This window comes from Streptomyces sp. DSM 118878 (assembly GCF_052936595.1).
In genome coordinates this window covers 1,111,465-1,135,866 of record NZ_CP193622.1, presented here as the reverse complement: position 1 = coordinate 1,135,866, position 24,402 = coordinate 1,111,465, and the positions used below count along the sequence as shown (strand labels likewise).

General features: G+C 68.5%; 18 protein-coding genes and 3 pseudogenes. 10 read left to right on the top strand and 11 right to left on the bottom strand.

What is annotated here, in order from left to right:
• Positions 1 to 75 precede the first annotated feature (75 nt).
• The 3 genes from ACRAKF_RS04695 (at position 76) to ACRAKF_RS04685 (ending at position 2,850) form a co-directional block, all read left to right on the top strand.
• On the top strand, positions 76 to 609 hold the full coding sequence (locus ACRAKF_RS04695; protein WP_447035527.1) for a cupin domain-containing protein: 534 nt from the start codon (positions 76 to 78) through the stop codon (positions 607 to 609).
• A 171-nt stretch (positions 610 to 780) separates the two neighbouring features.
• Positions 781 to 1,752, top strand: coding sequence for an alpha/beta fold hydrolase (locus ACRAKF_RS04690; protein ID WP_447035526.1), 972 nt, complete (start codon positions 781 to 783; stop codon positions 1,750 to 1,752).
• Positions 1,753 to 2,028: 276 nt separating this feature from the next.
• Positions 2,029 to 2,850, top strand: coding sequence for an SDR family NAD(P)-dependent oxidoreductase (locus ACRAKF_RS04685; RefSeq protein ID WP_447035525.1), 822 nt, complete (start codon positions 2,029 to 2,031; stop codon positions 2,848 to 2,850).
• A 239-nt stretch (positions 2,851 to 3,089) separates the two neighbouring features.
• Here the strand turns inward: ACRAKF_RS04685 and ACRAKF_RS04680 are convergent.
• From ACRAKF_RS04680 to ACRAKF_RS04665, 4 genes and pseudogenes are all read right to left on the bottom strand, one after another.
• A pseudogene (locus ACRAKF_RS04680) lies at positions 3,090 to 3,620 on the bottom strand (transposase); the annotation flags it as partial.
• Positions 3,619 to 4,024: pseudogene (locus tag ACRAKF_RS04675) on the bottom strand (hypothetical protein); the annotation flags it as partial. The pseudogenes ACRAKF_RS04680 and ACRAKF_RS04675, both read right to left, overlap by 2 nt.
• A 38-nt stretch (positions 4,025 to 4,062) precedes the next feature.
• Positions 4,063 to 4,287, bottom strand: coding sequence for a hypothetical protein (locus ACRAKF_RS04670; protein WP_447035524.1), 225 nt, complete (start codon positions 4,285 to 4,287; stop codon positions 4,063 to 4,065).
• Positions 4,284 to 4,841, bottom strand: a complete 558-nt coding sequence (locus ACRAKF_RS04665; protein WP_447035523.1) for a hypothetical protein — start codon at positions 4,839 to 4,841, stop codon at positions 4,284 to 4,286. Before ACRAKF_RS04665 ends, ACRAKF_RS04670 begins: the two co-directional genes overlap by 4 nt.
• A 1,868-nt stretch (positions 4,842 to 6,709) precedes the next feature.
• Here ACRAKF_RS04665 and ACRAKF_RS04660 point away from each other — a divergent pair.
• Both ACRAKF_RS04660 and ACRAKF_RS04655 read left to right on the top strand, forming a co-directional pair.
• Complete coding sequence (locus tag ACRAKF_RS04660; RefSeq protein WP_447035521.1) at positions 6,710 to 7,099, top strand: FAD-dependent oxidoreductase; 390 nt, start codon at positions 6,710 to 6,712, stop codon at positions 7,097 to 7,099.
• A complete protein-coding gene (locus ACRAKF_RS04655; protein WP_447035519.1) occupies positions 7,092 to 7,631 on the top strand; it encodes a hypothetical protein in 540 nt (179 codons plus the stop codon). Before ACRAKF_RS04660 ends, ACRAKF_RS04655 begins: the two co-directional genes overlap by 8 nt.
• A gap of 73 nt (positions 7,632 to 7,704) precedes the next feature.
• On the opposite strand, the gene ACRAKF_RS04650 is transcribed toward ACRAKF_RS04655, so the two are convergent.
• Positions 7,705 to 8,199, bottom strand: a complete 495-nt coding sequence (locus ACRAKF_RS04650) for a polyprenyl synthetase family protein (RefSeq protein WP_447041812.1) — start codon at positions 8,197 to 8,199, stop codon at positions 7,705 to 7,707.
• A gap of 131 nt (positions 8,200 to 8,330) precedes the next feature.
• Between ACRAKF_RS04650 and ACRAKF_RS04645 the strand changes: the two genes are divergently transcribed.
• Positions 8,331 to 9,611, top strand: coding sequence for a low temperature requirement protein A (locus ACRAKF_RS04645; protein ID WP_447035518.1), 1,281 nt, complete (start codon positions 8,331 to 8,333; stop codon positions 9,609 to 9,611).
• 146 nt (positions 9,612 to 9,757) lie between these two features.
• Here the strand turns inward: ACRAKF_RS04645 and ACRAKF_RS04640 are convergent, their stop codons facing one another.
• The 3 genes from ACRAKF_RS04640 to ACRAKF_RS04630 form a co-directional block, all read right to left on the bottom strand.
• Positions 9,758 to 13,990 (bottom strand): trypsin-like peptidase domain-containing protein, encoded by a 4,233-nt coding sequence (locus ACRAKF_RS04640; RefSeq protein ID WP_447035517.1) that lies wholly within the window; start codon positions 13,988 to 13,990, stop codon positions 9,758 to 9,760.
• A gap of 84 nt (positions 13,991 to 14,074) precedes the next feature.
• Entirely contained in the window at positions 14,075 to 14,386 is a 312-nt protein-coding gene (locus ACRAKF_RS04635) for a trypco2 family protein (protein WP_447035516.1), read from the bottom strand.
• 331 nt (positions 14,387 to 14,717) lie between these two features.
• Positions 14,718 to 15,419: a glycosyltransferase family 2 protein gene (locus ACRAKF_RS04630; RefSeq protein ID WP_447035515.1), complete on the bottom strand. Its 702-nt coding sequence runs from the start codon at positions 15,417 to 15,419 to the stop codon at positions 14,718 to 14,720.
• Positions 15,420 to 16,014: 595 nt separating this feature from the next.
• Here ACRAKF_RS04630 and ACRAKF_RS04625 point away from each other — a divergent pair.
• Positions 16,015 to 16,300 (top strand): annotated as a pseudogene (locus ACRAKF_RS04625) (YidH family protein); the annotation flags it as partial.
• Between the two features lie 17 nt (positions 16,301 to 16,317).
• Positions 16,318 to 16,623, top strand: coding sequence for a DUF202 domain-containing protein (locus ACRAKF_RS04620; protein WP_447035514.1), 306 nt, complete (start codon positions 16,318 to 16,320; stop codon positions 16,621 to 16,623).
• A 66-nt stretch (positions 16,624 to 16,689) separates the two neighbouring features.
• Here the strand turns inward: ACRAKF_RS04620 and ACRAKF_RS04615 are convergent, their stop codons facing one another.
• Together ACRAKF_RS04615 and ACRAKF_RS04610 are read right to left on the bottom strand one after the other, a co-directional pair.
• Complete coding sequence (locus ACRAKF_RS04615) at positions 16,690 to 16,998, bottom strand: hypothetical protein (protein WP_447035513.1); 309 nt, start codon at positions 16,996 to 16,998, stop codon at positions 16,690 to 16,692.
• On the bottom strand, positions 16,998 to 21,059 hold the full coding sequence (locus ACRAKF_RS04610; RefSeq protein ID WP_447035512.1) for an RHS repeat-associated core domain-containing protein: 4,062 nt from the start codon (positions 21,057 to 21,059) through the stop codon (positions 16,998 to 17,000). The genes ACRAKF_RS04615 and ACRAKF_RS04610 overlap by 1 nt, the downstream gene beginning before the upstream one ends.
• Before the next feature lie 93 nt (positions 21,060 to 21,152).
• Between ACRAKF_RS04610 and ACRAKF_RS04605 the strand changes: the two genes are divergently transcribed.
• A complete protein-coding gene (locus ACRAKF_RS04605) occupies positions 21,153 to 21,464 on the top strand; it encodes a hypothetical protein (protein WP_447035511.1) in 312 nt (103 codons plus the stop codon).
• A gap of 538 nt (positions 21,465 to 22,002) precedes the next feature.
• Here the strand turns inward: ACRAKF_RS04605 and ACRAKF_RS04600 are convergent.
• The gene (locus ACRAKF_RS04600) at positions 22,003 to 22,971 is read right to left on the bottom strand and encodes a hypothetical protein (RefSeq protein ID WP_447035510.1); all 969 of its coding nucleotides are present in this window, start codon (positions 22,969 to 22,971) and stop codon (positions 22,003 to 22,005) included.
• Between the two features lie 1,025 nt (positions 22,972 to 23,996).
• On the opposite strand from ACRAKF_RS04600, the gene ACRAKF_RS04595 reads away from it, so the two are divergent.
• A complete protein-coding gene (locus ACRAKF_RS04595; RefSeq protein ID WP_447035508.1) occupies positions 23,997 to 24,341 on the top strand; it encodes a hypothetical protein in 345 nt (114 codons plus the stop codon).
• Positions 24,342 to 24,402 lie beyond the last annotated feature (61 nt).

The window sequence follows — 24,402 nt, the reverse complement described above, 5'->3', positions numbered from 1 at the left end:
AGCTGCGAAGGAGGGCGGCCGAAGTCACCCAGTGGACCGATCCAATGTTTCGCTGTGCTCTGTCGAGGAGATCCCATGACATTCAATTTTGCTGTACCTGACAAGAATGACCCGGTATGGACGTCGGCTGACGGCTTCGTTGTCCGCAACGAAGAGGGCCTCATTCGCATAACCGGAGAGGAACGTTTCTCGGTGAAGGTGACGGGCGTTCAGACCAACGGCCAGTTAGGGGTGATGGAAGGGAGCATTGCGCCGCAGTTCGGCAATGTTCCCCACACCCATAACCGGGAGGATGAGGCATTCCTCATCAAATCCGGTCAGTTCCGGTTCATCAACGGTGACCAGACCTTCGAGGCTGGGGCGGGCGACTTCGTGTACATCCCGCGCGGCACACGCCACGGGTTCAAGAACCTACTGGATGTGCCGTCGAAGTTGATGGTGTTCTACCTGCCCGCAGGCCCGGAGCAATTCTTCTTGGACCACGGGATGCGTGAGGACAACTACGATCCGGAGGCCTGGAGCCGGCGCCTCCGTACTGACAGCCTCTTGCAGAAGGCGATAGCCGGCCAAAACATCACTCTCCTTCCGCGTGAGGACGACTGGACATGAGGCCGACCCGGCGTATTGCCGGGTCGCTGGGCGCGAGAGACGGCCTGCCCTAGGTTCGCACCCGGGCGAGAACGCTACGAGCCCGTCAATCAGGAAACGACAACCAGCCACTCCGCCGCGCCTGTGTCGTACATCTGACTCTGGCCAGTGCTCCTCAGTAAGGACCAACAAATGGAACAGCGCAAAAGGGTATCTGTGAACGGGGTCGAACTGTCGGTCCTCGACAAGGGATCCGGTCCCATCGTGCTCCTTCTGCACGGGTTCCCGGAGACCTCCTACTCCTGGCGCCACCAGATCGACCCGCTGGTGGACAACGGCTACCGCGTCATCGCCCCGGATCTGCGGGGCTACGGAGACAGCAGCTGCCCAGCCTCCGTCGACGCGTACGGCATCGCACACTACGTCGGAGATCTTGTAGGCCTCATACGGAGCACAGGGGAACAGTCCGTCGTGGTCATCGGCCACGATTGGGGCGGTCAGTGTGCATGGGACTTCGCCACTATGCGGCCCGACCTCGTGCGCGCTGTGATGGGGATCAGCGCGCCTCCCGGCCGAGGCGAAGAGTCTGTTGTGCAGGCCACCAAGAAGCTGTTCGACCCGCAGGAAGGTACCTTCTACCTCACATATTTCCAGGAACCCGGACTGGCCGACGCGGAGTTCGATCAAGATGTGCGCACGACGCTGCGCAAGGTGCTGTACGGGCTCAGCGGCGACAACCCCGCCGACGATGTCGTGACCCGCTTCCTGGTGCGTCCCGGTGAGCGCATGATTGACAGGTGGGAGGAGCCGGAAGAACTGCCCCGCTGGCTGACCGAGGACGACTTGGAGACCTACGCACAGGCCTACGAGACCCACGGTTTCACGTCCGCACTGAACTTCTACCGCAACCTAGAGCGAAACTGGGAAATCACTGCGCCTTTCCACGGCATGCGGCTGCCGATGCCGGCCATGCTGCTCCTGGGCGAGCACGACGTAGTGCTCGACATGCCCGGAGTGCGGGATGCCCTGAAGGTTATGCCGCAACTGCATGCCGACTTCCGTGAGCCAGTGATCGTGCCGGGCAGCGGACACTGGGTGCAGCAGGAGAAGCCGGAGTTCGTGACCAACCAGATCCTGGGCTTCCTCAACGACCTCAAGGACTGAGCTGCTCCACCCGCTAGGGCAGCGGATCGGGCCTACGGCCTTGCGCGGAGGCTCTGCGCACAGGCGCCGACCCCCATGCAACACGGCCTTATGGTGTGCGCTCGGTGAAGGTGACACCGTCGTGCTGCCCCTAGCTGCAGACAATACCCCCGTCCGGCCGGCGTTGGGCAACGAAGCTCCGGACCGTCTCACCGATGCAGCCGAGCAGACAAAGAAGGAACGCGCTGTCTGGGAGTCGCTGAGCCGCAGCACTGACTTCGAGGACTGAACCAGATCATGAGCCAGTTGAAGAAGTCCGATAAGTCATTCGTCCCGGACATGATGTCCGGGCGGGAAGGGAGACTCGCGATGGGGCGAGTGGAGAACAAGACAGCAGTGGTCACCGGCGGTGCGATGGGCATGGGAGCCGCAACGGTCCGCCGACTCGTCGCCGAGGGCGCCAACGTGGTCATAGCGGATGTGAACGTCGAGGCCGCGGAGATCCTTGCAAAGGACCTTGGGAGCGCCGTCACGACCGAACGGCTCGACGTTCGGTCGGAGCAGGAGTGGGCCGACGTGGTCCGGGGTGCCGAGAATCGCTTCGGGTCCGTAGACATTCTGGTCAACAATGCGGGCATTGCCGACCCGGCTCCCCTGGAGGAGTGGGACGCTGCACGGCTGCAGCGCACCCTGGATGTGAACCTCATCGGCGTCTTCAATGGCATCCAGGCTGTCTCCCCGGCGATGAAGCGGGCCGGCGGTGGCTCCATCATCAACATCGGCTCCGTAGGTGCCCTGCAAGGAGTGCCCAGGATGTCCGGCTACGTCGTCTCCAAATGGGGCGTACGCGGACTGACAAAGACCGCTGCTTTGGAACTCGGAGTGCACGGAATTCGTGTGAACGCGGTGCATCCCGGCCAAACCAACACCCCCATGACCGAAGGCGTCGTATTCGACACCAGCAACATCGCCCTCGGGCGGGTCGGCCAGCCGGATGACATCGCCCGCATCGTTCTGTTCTTCGCCAGCGACGACTCCCGGTTCGTCACCGGCAGCGAAGTGGCAGGAGACGGCGGCCAGAGCGCTGGCCAGGCCAATTACCAAGGTTTGCCGCAGTAGCAAATCCGGCGGGAACCCATAGCCTCACCGATCAGCGACCTAATCCGCAACACGATGCTGCGCTTCTCCCGCGCCACGGTTGTGGAGGAGATACTCACCGGACAGCGGCAAGGCCGTGCGACCAAGCTCGGCGCCCACAAGCCCTAACCTCGATCTTGCATGACGGTCCGCCGACGGAGTCGGTGGACCGTTTCGCTTTCTGTGGTTGATGTCGGGCATGCGACAGAAGAATCCGCTGTTCAGCCGGGATTCGGCAGGAGCGCGAGCCGTTCGAGGGCGCCTGTGATCTCGTGGGTCCAGGGCCAGTGGCGGGCGAGTCGGAGGATGCGGCGTCGGCCGGTGGTGACGAGTTGGCCAGCAGCGGTGAACAGGCGGAGTCGCAGGCGGCGGGGTTCCCAGAGCCGGGCCTTGCCGGTCAGGGCGAGCAGGGGCATCCAGGCCAGCAGGTCGAGAGCGATCTGGACGATCTCCAGCCAGACCTGGTTCTGCGCGGTGTGATGCAGGGGCAGGTTGCGCAGGCCGGTCCAACGCGCGGCCCGGATGCGGTCCTCGGCGCGGGCCCGCAGCCGGTGGCGGAGTTCGAGCTCGGCGATCGGCCGGTGGGGGGTGTTGGTGGCGAAGCAGGTGATCCGCATGCCGTCCGCGTCGATCTGCATGCCGTCCGCGTCGGTTTTCCTCAACTGGGCACCGGGATAAGGTCGTTCCTTGCGGATGATCAGCCGCATCCCTTTCGGCCAGCCGGTGAGGACATCGCCGGTGAGTTCGGCGACTGGGCTTCGGCGGGATCGGCCGGGCCGCTGGGGGGAAGGTGGTGGGCGGTGTGGAGCTCTGTGTTGTTCGGCCGGCGGCGGCCTGGGTGAGACGGTTACGACGCTCAAGGAGCCCGTTCGTCCGGACCGGGTGCGGTGGGCCGGCAGGGACGGCGGTCGAGGCGAAGGTCGGCCTGCACGGTGTAGCCCTGGCGACGAAGATCGTGGACGGCCTGGCGGGTCCGGCGGGGACCGTCGCGCTCAGGGTTGTTGAGCCGGTACAGCCCGGGTTCACCGGGGACGGGCTCGAACTGCTCCCGTTCCAGGAACCAGTGGGCGAGGTATGCGGGCATGGAGGAAGTGAAGGAGGCGACGAAGCCGTGCTCCTCGTGGTCGCCGAAGGCGAAGTGGGTGCCGGGCTGCAAGGGGGTGGGGTTCTCCTCACGCTGTCGGGGCGGAGCGGTCAGTGGCCGCGGTGCGCGGCACGGCCCGCGGTGAGGGGCCAGGCCGGTGCGGTGACGGGGAGGGCCGGGTGGCGGTGGGCTGCGCTCACGCGGGCCTGGCGCAGGAAGATCTCACCGTCGGTGAGCCAGGTCTCGATGGCGGGCCATGCGTGGGCTCGGCGCTCCTGATCCGGCACCAAAAGGCCGTGGACGATCGCGTCGACCAGGGCCTCGGCATCGCTCACGGCATCGGCCAGCTGGCAGAGAGCTGCGGCGTCGCCGGGCCACGGACTGCTGGCGGGTCGGCACCGGTCGAGCACCGCCGGGGCTGGTCGACGACGGTCAGGAAGCGGCGCCAGGCATGGTTGAGGAACACCTCCGTCGCGGCGCCGAAGGCGGCGGCGCTCAGCGGAGTGGCGTTGCTGTAGCGGCCGGAAGCGTTCACGGCCTGCCAGGTGTCGCGCTCGGAGCGGATGTCCCCGAGTGCACCGGCGATGGCCGCCGTCTGGCGGGCGTGGACGGCCTGCTCGTAGGCCGGGAAGTACCGACCGGTAAGAGCCTGGGCAGCCTGCCTGGGGAACGGCGGCAGGACGATGCTGCGCGGGGCGTGGGGATCGCCGTAACCCTCGTCGAGACCCTCCGGGGCGAAAGCCCCTATCAGGTAGTCGCGTTGATGGCCGGGGTGCTCGATGAGCAGCAGCGTGGTGCCCTGCACCATGTCGGTGAGGAGCGCGGCGTAGGGGATTCGCTCGCTCTGCAGGGCGCGGCCGAGCTCGCCGCTGTCCCAGATCCAGGACACCAGGTCCTCCTGCCAGGCAGGTGGGAGTAGATCTCGACCGAGGCGTTCCACTGGCCGGGCAGGTGGCGGGCAAGGCCGCGGGCGGCGTCGCCGATGAAGCGCCGGCTGCTCGTGTGCACGCTGGTGCGGTGTCGTTTCGCGCACGCGAACAGGCCGGCCACGGTGCTCTGGTTGCCATCTGCCGACAGGTGGTAGACGCCGTCGTCGGACCGCTGAAAGCCGCTCTCGGCGAGGGCGGTGTGTGCCCACGGATACTGTTCGCCCGAGGCGACGGCGACGATCCCGGATTCTCTGCTGTGGGAGAGAACGATCTGCGCCTCAGCCACGGGCGAGGTCCTCGTGTAGGTTCCGCGAATCCGTGGTCACTCGCGGGCCCTCGACCTGGGGTGTTGGTATCGGTGAGCACTCCCCCCTGTGGACGGCGTCGTCTGGTCACGGGCAAAAGCTGATTGCGGGCGCGTTTGTTTAGTAACGCTGGGTAGTCATCGCTGTCCTACGTGCCTGGGCGCGCGGGTGTGAGTGGGGTTGGGAAATGGCTCCTCCGGCGTCGCGGCCAGCAGGTCGCGTGCATGGCGGACTGCTGGGGTTCTGGGGGAAGGGGAGCTTCAAGGGTCGCGAGGATCCCCGGTTTGGGGGCGATCATGGTCCATGTTGCGGCGGCTGGCGACCGCTTCGGGCCGGGGGCTGGGGCCGCGCCGCGACGAGAACTCCCGGCACGCTGCGGAGGAACTCCGCCTGCCTGCAGAGCTCGTGAAAAGGTCTCTGACCGGGTGCCGGAGCCGACTGGTCGTGCTTCACGATGGGGCGCCATGCTGAGGACCGCCCGAATACGTCCCGGAGGCTCCGCCCGGGGAGGTCTCGGCGGAGTGACGGTGGCCGCTGTCCGCACCCTGGTCTTCACGGTGACCAGCACGGGGCTCGCGCTCTGCGCTCATCACCTGGCATCCGGGAAGGCCCTCCCGGGGCGGAGTATTCTGCCCGCGGCCGGAATGCTGTTCCTTCTCGCTCTGCCCCTCGCCCGGCGCGGCGGAGCTCTGCCCGCGGTGCTCGCGGCCACGGGCGCGGGACAGGCGGCACTCCACCAGTTCTTCGCCGCCCTACCCGGCAGCGCCGCACCGATGGCGCCCGCGGTGCACCACCATGGGAGCGGAGCGGGCGCTCATGACGGCTGGCACGCTGACCATCACCACGCGGTGATGGTGTCGGCCGGACACGTCGTCGCGGCGCTGCCGGTGGGCTGGTGTCTGCAGCGCCGCGACGACGTGTCCTGCCAGACGGTTGTGTGGCGCCTGGGTCCCACTCTGGACCGGTGGCTGGGACGCCGAGGCCGCCGCCCGGCGGATCCCAACGACGGTGCGAGCGCCGGCGGTCGGAGCCGGCCAGCACTTCGACCATTGGATTGAGGTCGAGCCGGTGAACGTCTGGTCGCCGGTCGCCTATGCCTGTGTGGTCTCGTTGTCCTCGGCGGACTCCTGGATCTCGCCGAGCAGACGGGTGAGCACCTTCGGCTCCCGTCGGGTGCCACACCGAACAAGCGATGAGGTTGCGGTCGTCCAGTCGCGCACCCACTGTCCTGGTTTGTGACCGCAAGGCCCTCGATCCCCTTGAGCGCCGCGCCCCCGCTCCGTCGGCGGGAGCGGCTACCGGCTGTCTGCGTGGGCGTGTGTTGTGCTGCGCCGCGCGTACCCGCGCTCGCCTGAGCACTTTCTGGCCCTGCCGAGCGAATGTGGCCGACCGGGTTCACACCGTGCGGCAACTCGGAGGCCAAGCAACTGTATTGAGCGTCGAACGCGCGATCTCTGCCTCAAAGCTGATGGGTGATCTACTCCTCGTGACGGGGCGGGCGAGTCGCGGTCCTGAGTGGTGGCGTGGCTGGGTTGACGGCAGCGATGGAGCTGGCGGAGCGCGGCTTCGAGGTGACGGTGGCGGAGCCCGTCGGCTGGGGTGGCAAAGCCCGCAGTGCGTGGGTGGCGGGGACCGGCCGCGGCGGGCGGTTGGACCTGCCCAGTGAGTACGGGTTCCGGTTCTTCCCCGGGGTCTACCGGAGTCTGCCGGACACTCTGCGCCGTATCCCTGTCGACGGCAGCACGGAAGGAACCGCAGTCGGCGGACCGGGTGCTCAACGGCCCCACCACCACAGCCTGGATCGACCCGTGGACCCGTCATCTGGCGTCCCTGGGGGTGCGGCTGGAACTCGCATGGGGGGTCGAGCGGCTGGCCCTGAGCGGTCGCCGTGTCACCGGGGCCCACATGCGTGATCCGGCCGGTCGGCGGCGGGAGCCGGAAGCTGACTGGTATGTCTGCGCGCTGCCGGTCCATCGCATCGGCGCGCTGCTGGACCGCGGACGGGCGGAGGCCGACGTCGAGCTCAAGAACGTGACGGGGCTGCACACGGACTGGATGGTCGGCATGCAGTTCTACCTGGCCCAGCCGGTGCCGGTCACCCACGGCCACGTCCTGTTCCTGGACTCGCCCTGGGCTCTTACCTCGATCAGCCAGGCCCAGTTCTGGGACTGCGACGTCCCGTCCACCTACGGCGACGGGACGGTGGCCGACTGCCTGTCGGTGGACATCTCCTCCTGGGACACCCCGGCATCCTGTACGTCAAGCCAGCCCGTGAGTGCAGCCGGGCGCAGATCGCAGCCGAGGTCTGGGCGTAGCTGTGCGACGGGCTCAACGGAGCTGGTAGAACCCGCCTGCACGAGGGGTTGCTGCACTCCTGGGAGCTGGATCCGGCGGTGCGGAACCTGGACGAGCCGGGGCCGGCCGTCAACGACGAGCCACTCCTGATCAACACCACCGGTTCCTGGGAGGCGCGCCCGCGGGCGGTGACGGCGGCGGCGAATCTGTTCATGGCCGGGGATTACGTGCGCTCCCCGGTGAACCTGGCGACGATGGAAGGCGCGAACCAGGCCGCCCGCATCGCCGTGAACGCCCTGCTGGAGGCTGCCGGTGCCACCGAGGTTCCCGAGGCCGTGCACGCGAAAACCTGCCAAACGGCCGCACGGTGGCGCCGCACCGTGTCACCGTCCAGAACATCGTCGTGGAGAAGCGACAGGTTGTGCACCATCTCCACAGCCGCGGCCACCGGCACCGCCCGCCGGTCCACACCTCCCACCGCACGCGCACACGCCAGAGTGGGCAGCACGAACGTACTTACCGCCTTGACGTACGCCCTCCCCCGACCAGCCGAACTGATAGGCAGCCACCTCAGCAGCGGGCCCCTGCAGCGATCCCACCCACCGCCGCAGCTGCTTCTCGCAAGCTCGCTCGCGCTCCGCAGCACCTCATCGACCGCGCCCACCGTCAAACCCCCATCGTCCGTCAAACCCCCATCGTCAGCTCCACACGAAACCATGCTGCCCCGGCTATCGGCGGGCAGGATTCGTCCTGGGCTCCAGGATGGTGGGTCCGACAGGTGCATAACTTCGCCGCTACCTCGGCAGTGCGTCCGAGCGGGCACGAGAAGCGTCAGAAATACTGCTGCACATGAATGAACCCCTACCCACCAGCACGTCCGGCAAGTTCGCACTGTCGCGACGGCTGGTCCCCATGACCGGCCGTGACCCGGACGAGCACGGACGGACCGCCTCACCGCTGGAGCTCTTGTTCGATCTGACGTTCGTGGTCGCCGTCGGTACGGCGGCGTTCCAGTTCGCCGAGATGGTGGCCGGGGGGCATGCCGGGCAGGCGGTCATCGCGTTCGTACTGGCGATGTTCGCGATCAGCATCGCCTGGATCAGCTTCAGCTGGTTCGCCTCCGCCTTCGCCACCGACGACTGGCTCTACCGAGCCCTGACGATGCTGCAGATGATCGGCGTCGTCGTGTTCTCACTCGGCCTGCCGGCGATGTTCCACTCCGTCGAGGAGGGCAGCCACCTCGAACTGCGCGCCATGGTCATCGGCTACGTCGTCATGCGGATCGCGATGGTGCTCCAGTGGTGGCGCGCCGCCCGGCAGTCTCCCTCGTTCCACGACGTCGGCATGGCCAACATCCGCTGGACGCTGATCGTCCAGGCGGGCTGGATCGTCGCGGCCTTCGTCCACATGCCGATCGCCGTCGTCTTCGCTGCGTTCGGCGTCCTGGGCGCCCTCGAACTCGTCCTGCCGGTGCTCACACAGGGTTCCGCGGGCGGCACGCCCTGGCACCCGCACCACGTCGCCGAACGGTACGGACTCTTTGCGATCATCGTCCTCGGCGAGGGCGTCGTCGGTACAGTCGCTTCCTCCGGCGATCTCCTGGGCGGCGAGGACGGAACGCACTGGACCTGGAACGCCATCGCCGTGGTCATCGCCGGTGTCGGGCTGACCTTCGGCATGTGGTGGGTGTACTTCCTGACGCCGTTCGGCGACATCCTGGTACACCGACGCAAGCGCGGATATCTCTTCGGCTACGGCCACATTCCGCTGTTCATCGGCGTCGCCGCAGCCGGCGCCGGGCTCCACGTCGCGGGCCTGTACATGGAGCATCACGCCAAGATCTCCGGCACCGCCGTCGTCCTCGCCCTCGCGCTCCCGGTCGGCCTCTACATGCTGATGGTCTACCTCCTGCATACCCTGCTGCTGTCCACAGCCGACCGCTTCCACATCCTTCTGGTCGCCCTCACCATCGCCGTGCTGCTCACTGCGGTTCTCCTGGCCGCCGCCGGCGTGGACATCGCGGTATGCCTGCTGGTCGTCATGCTCGCGCCGTTCGTCACCGTGATCGGCTACGAGACGGTCGGACACCGCCATCAGCAGAAGATGCTGCGAGAACTTGGTGCGCAGTAGGCAGGGCGCCACTGGCGCGCCGACCGGAGTCTTGCCCACCAGACCACGCACAGCGGGCCGGGGCATCGACCGCAGTGTCCCACCGGGGACCAGCCACCGGTATGGGCAGACACGGCACACTGACGCCTCGGGAACAGGCCCGCGTTTCAGCCCTCTATACCGACGCCCTCAGGCACCGCGTCCTGCCGGCGGCCGTTGAGTTCCGCGAGCACCATCTCTCCGGCCCGCAGGAGGGCCGCAGGGGCCAGGTGCGTGAGTACCGGGACGGCGTGGTGCCAACCTTCGGCGGTGAGCGCCTCCGCCAGCAGGGCCTTGGCGCGGGGGATGTCGGGGCCCGCCGACGGGGGCAGGAGCAGGGAAGTCAGCCGGTGGAAGAGGGGCAGGATGTCGTCCCACCCCTCGAAGAGCGGTGCCGCCGCATCGGTCGGCAGGCAGGCGACATACGCCGCAAGACGTGCGCGCACCTCCGCGCGCCCGATCTCGCCGCGGCTGCGGCCGGCCTGGACCGCTGCCGTGTCGTGGTCGGCGAGCGCCATGTACGCGAGTGAGAACGCCCCTGCCTGCGGGGCGGGGATCCGTGCGTCGCCGTGCTCGTTGGCCAGGGGGTCGAGATAGTCGCGACGCGCGTAGTCGGGATCCGTTGTGGCCTCCAGCAGACAGGCCAGCATGAGGTCGACCCAGTGCGGGGTGTGATACCCGTATACGGGCCTCCACCGTTGCCGTGAAAGGTCGAGGTAGAAGCGGTAGGAGCGGGGAGACCGCTCTGTGAGCAGTTCCGTTATCGCCGAGGCACGTGCGGCGTCCCGGTGGCCGATGGCGGCGAGCAGTTCGGCGACGAGCACGAACTCGTCCTCGTGCTCGTCCTCGGTCAGGCTTCGGAGCACCTCGTCAGCCATGCGACCCGCCGCGCGCGGGGCGTGCGCCCAAAGCGCCGGTATCAGGCGAATCCTCATCCGGCACATGTAAGACTCGGAGCGTGCGCTGGTGGGCGCGTGTTCCGCGAAAACGCGCAGTGCGCTGCGCACCGCGCCGGCGCGTATGAGAGCCTGGGCGACCGCGGTGCCTGCGCCGGGGGACTCGCCCGAGTCGACGTTCCCGGGCAGCAGCGAAAGAGCACGCCGGGCAAGCCGTAGGGCGCGGAGCCGGCTTACCGGCCGCACCGCGAGGGAGACGACGCTCCAGCCACGGGCCTGCACGGCCTTGTCGGTGAGTGCGGCGACCAGGCGCTCGGCGTCGTGGCGGCGTCCCGCCGACGCCATCCCGGCCGCGAGTTCGACGAACTGATTCTGCTGGTAGAGGGACAGCTCCCGCCGCTGGCCCGGGAAGCCGTGCACAGCCAGTTCCAGCAGCCGCAGCGCACGCTCCGGGGCGTCCGTCACATGGTGCAGAGCCAGTGCCGACAACGCCTCAGCGGCGGCTTTTCGCGGGATGTCCGTCGCTGTCGCCAGCCAGGTCTCGACCTCCTCGCTCCGCCCGGCCTCAGCGAGCAGCTTGGCAACGGTCGCTGCGCCGCCGCCTTCGTAGGGGACCCCGCCGCTCCACGTGGCCGCGAGCGCGTTCCCCGCGGCTTCGGTCCTGCCCTCGCGCGCCCATCCCTCGGCCAGGTACTTCGCGATCGCCCGTTCGTCGAACATCTCGCGGGTCCCGGGCAGGGGCGCGTTGCCACGTCCCGTTTTCCGCATGAGGCGCTGCACCTCGTCCATGCTGCGCGTGGCGACCAGGGCGTAGACGGTCTCGGGTGCGCGGGCGAACCACCCGGGCGCGTGAGGCGTGTCCTCCCCCAGGGCCCGCGCCAGCAGTTGCTGCGCCGCCTCGGGGCGCGTGGGCCGCAGGGCGTTGACGGCGACGGGCACGAACCGGTGATCCGCGGGGGCCGACCTGACGAGGTCGAGCAGTGTGTCGTGGACGCGCTCTCGTTCCTGCGGGCGGTTGCAGTCCGCCCACGCCTGCGCGATGCCCGCCAGGAGTTCGGCGCGGTCCACCCGTTGGTCGACCTTGCCGAGGACGGCTTCCGCGGCGCGCAGAGGTCCGTCCATGGCCTTTGCGTCCCGGACGAATTCGGCGGCGAGGTTCACGGCCATGACGAGACCCGTTGCGTCCTCGGAGGTCGAGGGGAGGGGCAATTCCGAGAGCAGGAGGACAGCCTGCTCCTCCTGGCCGGTCGCCGCGAGCGCGCCGGCCTGTATGCCCTTCGCCCGCCACCAGGAGTGCGTCGCCGTCCTGGGGTGGAGTCCCCCGAGTTCTGCGTCGATCAGCCGTACGGCCTCCTCCGCCAGGCCCACCGCACGCCGGTCACCCGACTCGGCCACGGCACGGGCCAGCTTCGCCAGGGCGATACCCCGGTTCAGCGGGTGAAAGACGCTGCGGGCCAGCCCTGTGGCGAACCGGACCCTGCCAAGTCGTCCGTAGACCGCAGGTGCGTCCAGGTGCAGCTCCTCATTGCGGCGGGCCACCAGGTCGCCCGCCACCGCCAGTGCCGTCAGCGCGTTCAAGTCCTCCGTGCCTGACCGGCGCACGTTGTCGTGGACCGCGGAGATCTCGGCGAGGCACGCCGCGTCGTTCTGCGTCGCGGCGTGCAGCCGCGCGTGCCGCGCGGGGTCCGTGGCGAGCGCGACGGCAAGGCGGACGTTCTCGGGGCCGGTCAGTGCGGCGGCCATGCGGCCGTAGGGCTGCAACAGGTATGCCGGGGTGGTGGCCGGCCATCCCTGCCGGGCGTAGGCGGCCGCCCAGGTGTGCAGCCGTTCCCGGTAGGGCGCGAGGTCTTGGCCGAATTCCCGCCGGGCCACTACGAGCAGGGTCTCGTGGGCCAGGACGTAACCGCGGTCGCTCGTGACAAGGTCCGTGCTGTCCCCGGACAGTCCCTTCGGGACGCTGCCGCCGCGCCGCAGGATGCGGCCGAAGCGGCTGTCCAGCAGGTGGCGCAGGGCGAACTCCATTTCACCGGTGAGCCCGCACAGGTCCTCGACCTTCAGCGGTCCGCCCGCCGCGGTGAACAACGCGACCAGGTCGCGTTCCGTGCCGGCGCTGCTCAGAGCGGTGCGCAGTTCATGCCGCGCCTCGTGTTCGGTGTGCAGCGCTGCGGCGTTCGCAGTCAGGAGCAGGACCCGGCACGTCCGCAGCGGGTGGCTACCTGCGACGTCGGCCGGTACGCCGGGACCAGGCCGGCTCGTGACCAGGACACGGACGCCTGGCGGAAGACGCTCGGGCAACAGGGAGGCGATGCTCGGACCTGAACCGGTGGGCTGGAGCGACTGGTCCTCGTCGAGACCGTCGATGACGAGCAGCAGGGTGCGCCCGTCCCCCTGTGCGCGGTCGGCCGCCTGACGCAACAGCAGGCTGAGTTCCCCGCCGTGGGCGGGTGACGTGGGCCGGACCGACGGTTCGCGTCCGGCGATCGCGGCGAGCTGGTCCACGAGGGCTTCGGAGTAGGAGCGGCTGTCGGCCTGCCCGGCGTAGCGCGCGGTGACGAAATGCCAGACCGGGACCACCCCGCGCGGCGGGTGGAGGGCAAACCACGCGGCGAGTGCGGTCTTGCCCGCCCACGGCGGGCCCTGCATCCACAGGTAGGGCTCACTGCCGCCGCAGAACTCGACGAGGGACGCGAGCTCGGAGCGGCGGTCCTTCAGGTCCGTCGGCGCGAAGTCACCCAGGTAGGCGCGATAGGACTCCTGGCGGAGGTCATGCGGGGTGGGAGGTACGACGTCCGGCAGCACCTGTGGATGCAGCCGGGCCTTCAACACCTCCTCCAGGTCGTCGAGTTCCTCGGGTGCCAGGGCTTGCGCCCACCGGTCCACCCGACCGGCCGCGATGCGCCCGGGGCCGTCGGACAGGTGATGGCGGGTGACGACGCCGATCAGGTGTCTGCTGCTGAAGACGGCCGCGCCGGACATTCCCTCCCAGCCGTCCGGTGGGGGCGAGTCGACGCTGAGATCGAGGGTCCCCTCGCGCCGGTTGGACAAGGCTGCGCAGCTCGCCTGCACGTGTTCCGCGTCCCGGAAACGCGAACCGTCCTCGTCGGTACGCAATTTGAAGCGCGGGAAACCCAGAGCGGTGCAGCGGACCACGGCGTCCTGCTCGCCGAGCCGGCCGTACGAGACGGGCGCGGTGTCGCCCGCGGTGTCCTCGATCGCGAGTACGGCGATGTCGATTCCCTGATGCATCCACGCGATGCATGCCTCGACGACTCGCTCGTCGGGCAGGTCCGCCTGGAAACGGACGCGGACGCCCGACGCCCCGCCGACGACGTGCGCGGCGGTCAGCACCCGGCCGGGCGTCACCAGATACCCTGAACCGCGCCGCCCCCGACTGCCGTCGGCAGTGTCGGCGATGACCTCGGCGACGAGCGCCGCCGTCAGCACCAGGCCACCCCCGACGCGCACCGTGCCAGGCCGGTGGACGGGCCGTCAGCCGTGCGGCCGACGCGCCCGCCTGAACGCCCGTTCACCGCCCGCTCCCCGCCCCTCTCACCGCTCTCCCTCGACTTCGTCACCGCCGATGAGCAACGTTCCCGCCCCGGCCCGCCCCGGCACGGCGGCCTTCGGTAGCAGCGTGACGGTGATCCGTTGCGTCTCGGCGCGGGAGTGCCTGCCGTTGGCCGCGGTGTCGACGATCCACAGGCGTACCTTGGCGTCCGCACCCCCCTCGCGGCTGACGACAACGGTCGCCTCCACCTCGACGGGACCGAGCTCGAACCGCACCGCCTCGTCAGCGCCGTCACTCATGGCGACCGCCAGTTGGCTACGCAACTCGCCTATCAGTTCCGCTAGTTCAACCACGATCGTCCCCCTCGCGTAATGTCGACGTCAGGACGGGATCCTACAAGGGCGGCAGGTGGGCACCGACAGCCCCCCGCGCACTCGCGGCCGCCTCCGGCCGGGCGGAGGGGGCGTCCGGATCGGCATGGCAACCCGTCGACGACAAGTGCCTTCCGCCCGCGATCCCGCGGACCGGACGGGCCAGGCCGGCCTGGGCGTGCGATGAGTTTCGAGCAGTGCGGCCCACGCATCGGCATCCCCGCCACCCCGTCGGCCCCGTCCAGCGATCCGGCCGCCGAACAGGCCCAACAACGACTGAACGTGACCGGTGTTCGTGATCACCCGGAAATGCTCACGAAACTGCGGAACCTACAAGCACGTCACCCTTCGCAACGACTCCAGGTGCTTGCCGTGATTCCAGGCGAACCGACGCGCCTGCAGCTCCATGGCCGGATCGGGCAGCACCGGTGACGCCGACGAGATAGGAGTGGTCCTCTCCTTGGGGCAGCGCGGCATAGCCACCGCTCGCGCGGACAATCTCGGTACGCGCAAGGAGCGTCGTCGGTCCGATGGGAATGGTCGTCTCCGGGGACGCCCAGTGGCGCCAGACATCACCAGGGGAGCGAAAACCGGGCGGAGTTGAGCAGCGCCAGGCAATGATCGAGCGGTCGGGGTGAAGGTCGGCAGACCAACCTGCACACCAGCCCAGGTCGTGCTCCTGCGCGTAGCGGAGGCGCACGGACAACGACTGTGCGGGGAGCACGTCATCGTCGTCCGAGGTGGTCAGCCAGTCGGCGGTCACCTCGTTCATCGCGAAGTTGCGCGCAGCGCCGGCTCCCACTGGTCTTGGAAGCGCGACGACCTTCACACGGGCATCCATACGCAGGGCTTCCGGCGCATCCTCCGCAGACACGCCGTCGAGAGCCAGTACCCATTCCCACCTCACGTCCTGATCGCGCAGGCTCGCATAGAGCTTCATCAGGTACGCGATTCGGTCCGGCCGCAGCCGCATGGGAGTGACGACGGCGACTTCGGCATCAGCTGCGGAATGCACGGGTGACCTACCTTCCAGAGTCGCAACGGCTCGGGTGGCGCCAGGCAACTGACCCTCTACAGCTCCCGATTGGGTGGAACAGCGACCGATCAAGTGCGCTGTCGCGTACATGTCCGCTACGTTCAATCCCAGGTCACCGGCCATAGAGCGCCTCCGTCGGCCGGAAAACGTCGGGGTGCTCGTCCTCACTCCATCCCGCACACCAGCCGACATCGGTCGACTCCGGGTGTCTCCTCCAACTGGCCTGCAGCATCATCCGCTTGAGGCGACTCCGACCCTCGTTCTGAAACCACCAGTAAAGACCCGCAACAGATCTCGTACATCTCTGCCGCTACAGCTGCCCGATCGGCGCTGAGCGTCGTCCGGGCGGGACGTGCGGCCCTCGATGATGGCCTGTGCCTGGTCCGCCAGGTGAGGGCTCGCCTGCGACACGGTCCGTCGAAAAGGAGTGCGCGCAGACCCGGTTCCGCGCGCTCATGGAGAGTCAGCCGCTTGCCTCCACCGCCGTCTTGGATCGTGTCGCCGGCGCGGACGATGGAGGGGGCGAACTCTCGGGGCTTGATCAACGACCTTCCCTGAAGAGAATCCGCACCCGCTGTGGTTCGCCCCCGGGCGGCTCCGCGAGGAGGGCGAGACGCCCGACTACCGTTTCTCGCTCGCCAACGAGCGAACCTTCCTCGCCTGGCTGCGCACCGCGCTCGCCCTGATCGGGGGCGGGGGTGCTCTGCGCGCTGCGCGCGGTCAACCACTGGGTGCGCTGCGAGCCGGCCATGCGGCGCGGCGATGACCTGCCCGCGTCCCGCTTCCCGGCTCTGCTCGGGATGCTGGTGGCGGTGGTCGCCCTCGCCATGGTGGTGATCGTGGTGTTCGGGTGGGAGGGAGGAGCGGGGCACAGGCCGTGCCGCGGGACCCGGGGCTCCAGCCCGAGCGGACCCGCCTCGCGTGGCGGCGTACGACGCTCGCGTGCACGGTGGCCACGGCGCTCGGGGTGCGGGCGGTGCTGCACGACGGCGCGTCGGTGGCGGACGCCGTCACGTGTGCGCTCTGTCTGCTGCTGTGGCTGGGCTTCCTGGCCATCGCGCACCGCAGGATGACGGCACTCAGCACGGCCCGTCCCCGCCCGCTCGGACCGCGCGCAGCCGTGGCCGCGGCCCTCGGCGCCACGTTCCTCGCGGTGTGCGCCATAGGGATGCTCTTCACGTGAGGCGGCGACACACGACGAGAGGCCGGGCCCGCGAAGGGCCCGGCCTCTCGGACGGTGAACCGGCGCCTACCAGTAGGTGCGCGTGATCGTGTCAGGCAGGTGCCCCTGCCGCTCCCGCTCCTGGAAGATCACCGAGGCGGCCATCAGGAAAGCGCGCCGGATTCCCGGGTCCGGGTCGGGGTTCTCCACATTCCCGGCGCTTTTGTCGAGAAGCATGGCGCCGAGAGGATGTCCCTCCGCCGTGCACGGGCGGGCGACCGATCCCCCCGGGTCGATCAGGACGTTCCCGGTGACTCCTTCCGCGGTCTCGCAGGCGTAGACGGCGGAGCCCGTATCGAGAGAAGCGATTTTCTTGCACGTCAGGAATGCTGTCATCACCGGAACCCTATCCCGTCCGCCGCGGGAGCGTGCTCGTCCCACGTTCGGCCCGCGTCCAGGGTCGCCTGGTGCGCCCGGCGGTAGTTCTGGTCCCCGTGCTGCCGCATCCAGTTCGACTCGTACAACTCGTGGGCCAGCAGATCGAAATCGCTGGGGTGCGGATTTCCGTCCTGGAGGCGTTCCCGCGCCCTGGCAATGCGCGGATTCGCGTCGAATCGCATCATGCCCGCGTCGAGCTGGTGCGTCTCGATGAACAGGTGCCGGTAGATCTGGTTGATGTCGGCCGCGGAATAGCCGTGCGAGGCCGCGGACTGTGCCACCCGGTCGAGCTGGGCGTCGGCGCGGATTGCGTTATAGGCGTGGTCCGCCCACTCCAGTTCGAAGTCCATCTCGCTGCGCGGCCTACGGAAGGCCGAGCCGCCGGACTGCAGTTCCCGGTCGGTGGCCACGGCGGTCCGCCGCCACCCCGTGAGACCGCCGAATCCGGTGAGGGCGAGCTGCTGGGCGAGTTCGTCGGCGGTGTCGGCGTACAGGTCGGCGAGGGCGTCGCAGCCCTGCTGGCGGAGCATCGTCTCGGCGCGGTAGAGCCGGTAGGCGGGGCGGACGGGCAGGTACTTGTCGATGAAGGCGCCGGCGCCGCCGTTCTCGCCGGTGGCGGCGTCTTTCAGGTCCCCGAGGAACACGAACGGCGACTTGGCGACGTCGACGAAGGCGTCCTTGAAGATGCCGAGCGCCTCGCCGACGTTGTCGACCCGCTCGTTGTCCGGGTTGTCCGGGGACAGACCGCTGGGGTCGGTGAGCGCGCTCGGCACGTTGTCGGCGTAGGCGTACGCGGAGACGTACGGCGCCGTCAGGTTCCGGGCGGCCGGGTCGGGCCGGGTGAAGCGCCCTGTGGTGGTGTCGTACTGGCGGGCGTGCAGGTCGAGGTTGCCGGTGGTGGGCTCGTGCCGGGCGCCGGTGTATCCCGGGGTGCTCGCGGGCGCGCCGCCCGTGGTGGTGGCAAGGACGCGGGTGCCGAATGAGTCGTAGGCCCAGCGCTGGTGGAGGGTGCCGGTGCTGGACGTGACGTCGACCGGGGAGCCCTGGGTGTCGTGGTGGTAGTAGAAGAGCGCCCCGGCGCCGTTCTTGGTGGTGGTGGGCTGACCGAGCGGGTCGTAGCGGTAGGACTGCTTGACGGCCCAGGCGCTGTCGTACTCGGTGGCGAGGAGCGGCAGCGGCGCGTTGGGGTCCCACTGGGTGCGGGAGGTGACGTCGCTGCCCTTGCGGGTGGTGACCTGGTTGCCGCTCGCGTCGTGGTCGTAGCCGTACGTGGTGCCGCCCACGGTGGCGGCGGAGATCTGTCCGGCCAGGTCGTAGGTGTAGGTGTCGGCGCCGGCCTTGGTCCGGTTGCCCTCGGCGTCGTGAGCGTAGTCGGTGGTCGTGGTGCCGGTGGTGGCTGAGGTGAGCTGGTCGGCCGCGTCGTAGGTGTAGCCGGTGGAGGTGTCGCCGAGGTTGGAGGTCAGCCGGTTTCCGACCTTGTCGTAGGTGTAGGTGGTGGCGCGGGCGGCGGGGCAGCCGGTGGCCCAGGGCTGCGGGGCGCAGCCGGAGGTGAGCCGCCCGGCCGCGTCGTAGGAGAGGTCGTAGCCGCCGGTGCCGACGCCGGCCCGGGTGACGTCGACGCGCTCGGGCAGGCCCGCCGCGGACAGCGTGAGGGCGGTCCTTGTGACCGTGGTGCCCGCCTTGCTCGCCGTGACGGCGGTGACCCGGCCCGCCCGGTCGTAGCTGCGGTCCTCGGTCTCGGTGTTGGGCAGCGCCGACTTGAGAAGGTGGTTCGCCGGGTCCCAGGTGTACGCGGTGGTCTTGCCGTCGGCGGCCATGGTCGCGGTGCGGCCGTCGTCGTCGTACGTGTATGTGAGGGTGTTGCCGTCGGAGTACTTGCGGGTGAGCATCTGGCCGGCGGCGTCATAGGTGTAGCCGAAGCCGCGGGTCTTGGTCAGCCGGCCCACGGCGTCGTACCCGAAGTCCTCGGACATCTTGGCGTTGGCGCGGGCGGTGAGCTGCCCGGCGTCGTCGTAGCCGAAGGTCGCGTCGGGGGTGCCGTCCGAGTAGTCGGTCTTGGTGAGCAGGCCGCGCGGGTCGTAGCTGTAGGCGGTGGTGCCGCGCGGGGTGGTCTTCCCGGTGACGTGTCCCTCCGCGTCGTAGGTGTACGACGTCTTCCGCTTCAGCGGGTCGGTGACCGAGGTGAGGCGGTGCACCGCGTCGTAGCCGTAGACGGTGACGTGGCCGTTCGCGTCGGTGCGCTCGGTGAGGTTGCCGAGCTTGTCGTGGCCGTAGGCGGTGACCGCGCCGCCGGGAGCGGTGACCTTGGTGAGCTGGTCCAGGTCGTCGTAGCCGTAGGTGGTGGTGCGCCCGTCGGCGTCCTTGCGCTCGACGACCTTGTTCAGGGCGTCGTAGGCGGTGGTGGTCAGCCCGCCGAGGGGGTCGGTGACCTTGGTGGGGTTGCCCGCCGGGTCATAGCCGTACACCGTTGTGTACTGGTCAGGGTCGGCGCCGGTGGCGTTGCCGCGCGGGTCGACCGAGGTGGCGCGGCGGCCGTCGCCGTCGTAGGTCCAGCTCGACCTGTGGCCGAGCGGAGAGGTGCGGCCGGTCAGGTTGCCGTCGGCGTCGTAGGTGTACGTCGTGGTCTTGCCCAGCTCGTCGGTGCTGCTGCTGAGGCGGTTGTTCTTGTCGTAGACGGCGGTGGTCGACTTGTCTGCGGCGTCCGTAGTCCTGGTGACGTTGTCGTTGGCGTCGTAGGTGTAGCCGGTGGTGTGGCCCAGCGGGTCGGTGACCACGAGCGGCCGGTTGACGGCGTCGTAGGTCGTCCTGGTCGTCGCACCGGTGGGCCCTGTGGTCTCCGTCAGGTTGCCGGCCGCGTCGTAGCCGTACGTCGTGGTGTGGGCGGCCGGGTCGGCGCCGGAGACGTTGCCGCGCGGCGAGACGCTGCTGAGCAGCCGGCCCGCCTTGTCGTACGTGTAAGTGGTCCTGCCGCCTTCGGCGTCGGTGCGCGATGCGAGGCGTCCACTCGCGTCGTAGGTGCGGGTGAGGGACTTGCCCGCCTGGTCGGTAGTGCGGGTGAGGTTCCCCGCGCAGTCGTAGCCGAGGGTGGCGGTGTCGCCCGCCGGGTTGCGTACCGACGAGAGCTGCTCGGCGCCGTTGTACTCATAGGTGGTCGTGCGGCCAAGCGCGTCCCTGGCCGAGGTCAGCAGGCCGCGGCCGTCGTAGGTGTACTTCGTGGTGTACGCGTCCGGGGCCGCGCCGGAGACGTTCCCGCGCGGGTCGGTCCTGGTCAGGACGCGGCCAGCCTTGTCGTACGTGAACGTCGTCTTCTCGCCGAGCGGCGTGGTGACCGACGTCCGGTTGCCCGCGGAGTCGTAGCCGTAGCCGGTGACCTTGCCGCGCGGGCTTGTCATCGTCTCCAACTGGCCGAGCGCGGTGTACTCGTAGAGGGTCTTGCCGCCCGTCGGGTCCGTCGCCGACGTCAGCCGGTTCGCGGTGTACCCATACGTCGTCTTGTGGCCGCGGCCATCGGTGTGGCTGGTGAGGTTGCCTGCGGTGTCGTAGCCCCAGCTCTCCTTGTAGCCGAGCGTGGCCGGTGAGGTGCGGGTGAGCATGCGTCCCGCGCCGTCGTACGTCATCTCGGTGGTGTTGCCGCGCTGGTCGGTGATGGCGCTGGGGCGCAGCTTGCGGTCGTAGTCGTAGGTGACGCTCTTGCCGTACGGGTCGACCGTCTTCATCAGGACGTTCGCCGCGTACACGTCCGTCCACACGCCGCCGTCGGGCGCGGTGGTGTGCGACTCGCCGCTCTTGCCGTCCCAGGTGAACGTGGTGGTCCTGCCGTTCTGGTCGGTCTGGGACTTGACGCGGCCCGCGCCGTCGTAGACGTTCTCGACCTCACCGCCCGCCGGGTCGGTGTAGGACTCCAGGCGCTTGTTCGTGTCGTACGCGTACGAGGACTTCCGGCCCGCCGGGTCGGTGACCGAGGTCAGGAGACCACCGGTGTAGCCGTAGGAGACCGTGGTGCCGTCCGGCAGCTCCACCTTGGACAGGAGTCCGTCGGCGCCGGGCGTGAAGGTGGTGGTGCGGCCGCCGGCGTCCTTGACGGAGGCGAGCTTGCCCGAGGCGTGCGTCAGGTGTACTCACGTGCGGACCTGCGCAAGGTCCACGGCATCAGCGAGCCAACCCTTCAGAACCTCTGGACCGACCGGGAGAACAACGGGCACCCGCCCGTCGCGGAGATCATCGACGGCGTCATGCACTGGGACGGCGACGTATGGGCGAAGTGGCACCACGAGCTTCAGCGACAGCGCGCCACCGCGAACACCACGAACCCGCCGAAGCTCGACGGCGACCCCGAGGAAATGGTGGGCCCGGCCGAAGCGGCGAAAGTCTGCGGGTTTGCCGACTCCACCACCGTCTCCCACTACGTCAAGAACCCGCCCTAGGGATGGCCGGCACCGGACGACTGGGACGAGCTTCCGACCCGGCGCCGGCCGAAGTGGAAGCGCTGGCGGCTGTGGCAGTACCTCGCGGACCGCAAGGGACGCGGTCACGCCGGCGGACGGCCCGCTGGCCGCCGCGGACTGGCCTACCCCTACCAGGGAGACGAGCGGCTGACCCTCGCGCGTCAGGCCATCGCGGCGAACCCTGGCGCGAAGAACGCCGAGCTGATCCCCGCGCTCCAGGAGCGGACGGAGAAGACCTACTCCCGCCCGACCTGGAACCTGATCCTCAAGTCCGCCCGCGAGCATCCCGAGGAGTGACCCGTGCCCGACACCCGCTGTCCGCGCTGCGGCGGCCCGCTCGGTGAACGGCCGGCACGTTCTCGTCTGACCACTGACCGCGAGGTCTTCATCTGCACCACGTGTGGAACAGACGAAGCCGTGCGGCAAGCCGCAGGAAAGTCGCCGGTCCCGTTCGGAGACTGGGCCGCATAGCTCAGCTTGTGGGGGGGGCAACGCCCGTCGCCCCCCCCAAGCACTTCTATGCCAAGGTGTCCGTCTTGCCTGCGCAAGCCATACAGATCATGCGGAGACGAGCGACAGCCGCCCGGTATGCCTGATCATTGGCTCCCCGCGACTGCTGGAGCTCCAGTACCAGTTTCTCCAGCTCCACGAGCGCCGCGCTCGGCAGCACGAAGACTCCCGAGATGCTGACCCCTGTGTCGACCCGGTTGGCGAGCGTCTGTTGGAGCGTCTTCCAAGCCCGTTGCACCGTGAACTTCTGCTTCGTCTTGTCCTCGTCCGGCAAGACGCGAAGTTCCTCCAGCACGGTCATCAACTCCGCCGCCTGCTTGTCCAGGTCTGTCCGCAGCCGACGAGCGCGTGCCAACATTCGATGCGTGGCAGTGACGCCCGTCCCGCCGAGGGTGACCGTGGCGCCGAAGAGGGCAACCTTGTAGAGCTCCTGACCCCGTGCGTACTGAATCAGCCACAGCAGGCCAATGAGCGCGCACCACATGGTGAACACCCTCATGGGGGCGGCACGGAGCAGGCGGAAGCGAAGGTGCTCGTAAGGGAAGCGGGAGGGTTCGAGTCGGGTCCCGGTGAGTGCGTGATAGATCCAGACGAGGAATAGCAGCATCGCCGCCTGACCGCGATCTTCCGCCCCGAGCAAGAGGGAACAAGTGGTGAAGAGCACGACGAGGCCGATGTAGCCCAGCACAGGCGCAAGGACGATCCGGCTTTGGGACTTCCGTGGAAGCTCCTGGAAGCAGGGGAACAGCAGCCAGCCGGCGAGCAGTGCCGCGGGGCCACACAGCAAGGTTGAGATCATCCCGCCCGTCGGGCGGTCGAGCATCACCATCACGACGACCAGGATCGGCAGCGGAAACCCCACCAGAGTCCCGGCTGCGGCTTGCCAGGTGGACGAGTGGCCGCGTACCCACTGCTCAACGGGCAACGTCCACTGACGAAGCCACTTGGGCTCGGTCGAAGCAGCCGTATCCGTCACCTGGCACCCCCGTACCCTGCATGTTCTGTACCTCGATCGGTCCAGGCACCCTACGGGGCGGGTCCCGACAGGGGAGACCAGGGGGCAGCGATGCTGAGACTGCCTTCCTTTTCCCGCCGGTCTGACCAGCGCCGTGCACAGGCCCTCTGCCGACCGGCCCCACGAGGCCGAGGTAACAGTCCAAGCGTGATCAGGCTCCACGAGCCTGATCACGCAGGAGCGACCAGGCCACTCTGAGTGTCCTGTGCGGTTGATCTCTGCATCCGACGGGGCTGTGGCCTGGGAGATGCAGAGTGAGCTGGTCCGCTGACGAGCCGATCTGTTCAGATCTTTTTCGCGGGACTGGGGGCCTCATGTGGACGGAGACGCAAGACGGCTCGCCGTCGACTAGCCCCTGTCCGCACGATGGCGTGAACGATCGTATTTCGATTGACGTTGCACGGAGCGCCATGGTCCGATCACGCTCGGTCTCGGAGTCGAGGCCGATCACGCCTCCCATGACCACGGAGGCCATCCATAGAGGGGGACTCTTTGCTCGGCAATACATCCCGCAACGTCAAGGCGGCGCTTACCGCTGGCGTCGTTACGTCGGCTCTGCTCATTCCGACAGCTGGATCCGCTGCGGCTTCTTCGAGCGGACCGGACGTGTCGGTGAGGGCCGTTGATCCCAACACCGCCTGCAGGAGTCACGGTAAGAACTACGTCGTGCGCACGTACTTCCGTGGGCCTAACAAGTACACGTTGCGCTGCGGCACCAGAACGTGGGGTTGGAAACACATCAAGGCAGGGCACGGCTGGAACAGCTCGATGGATAGGAAGACCAGTGCCGCCATATGGTCCGGCAAGTGGAACGGGGGTGGGTACTCGACCATGACCGCTTCGTGCCCAAGTCGCGAGAAGTTCCGTACCAAGATCGGAACGCCCGCGGGTACCAACGATGTGCGGACCGCTTACCAGGTCACGAGCCTCGCCGCCAGCTGCTAGCGACTAACTTGGGATACTCGTAGACGAGATGAGAGGTGCGTATGGTGGCTCACACACCGGCTGAGCGTGTTCTGGCTCGCTCATTCACCTCCGATGATGGCGCGACCAGGTTCAATGTCACCAACCTGACGGTAGACCATCACCCGGACCGCAGCGTCACGTTGACTTACCGGCTCATCATCGAGCGGAAGGGTCACGCCGACGAGTGCTGGGTGTTCACCCTGCCATGGAGTGACAGGTCCTTTGTGGACGTGTTCACCTCGTCTGCCCCTGATCCTGAGCGTCTTCGCCAACTGGTTGAGCTGGTGCGTGGCCTTTTGGAAGAGTGGTGGGATACCAAGGGGGCCAACCGTCAGTTCGCGAAGATGGGGCGCCGGTGTCCCTGAGCTGTCTCTACGGGTTGTAAGTGAGACTCTCTGCGCGATCAAGCTCGCCATGTTCGCGGGG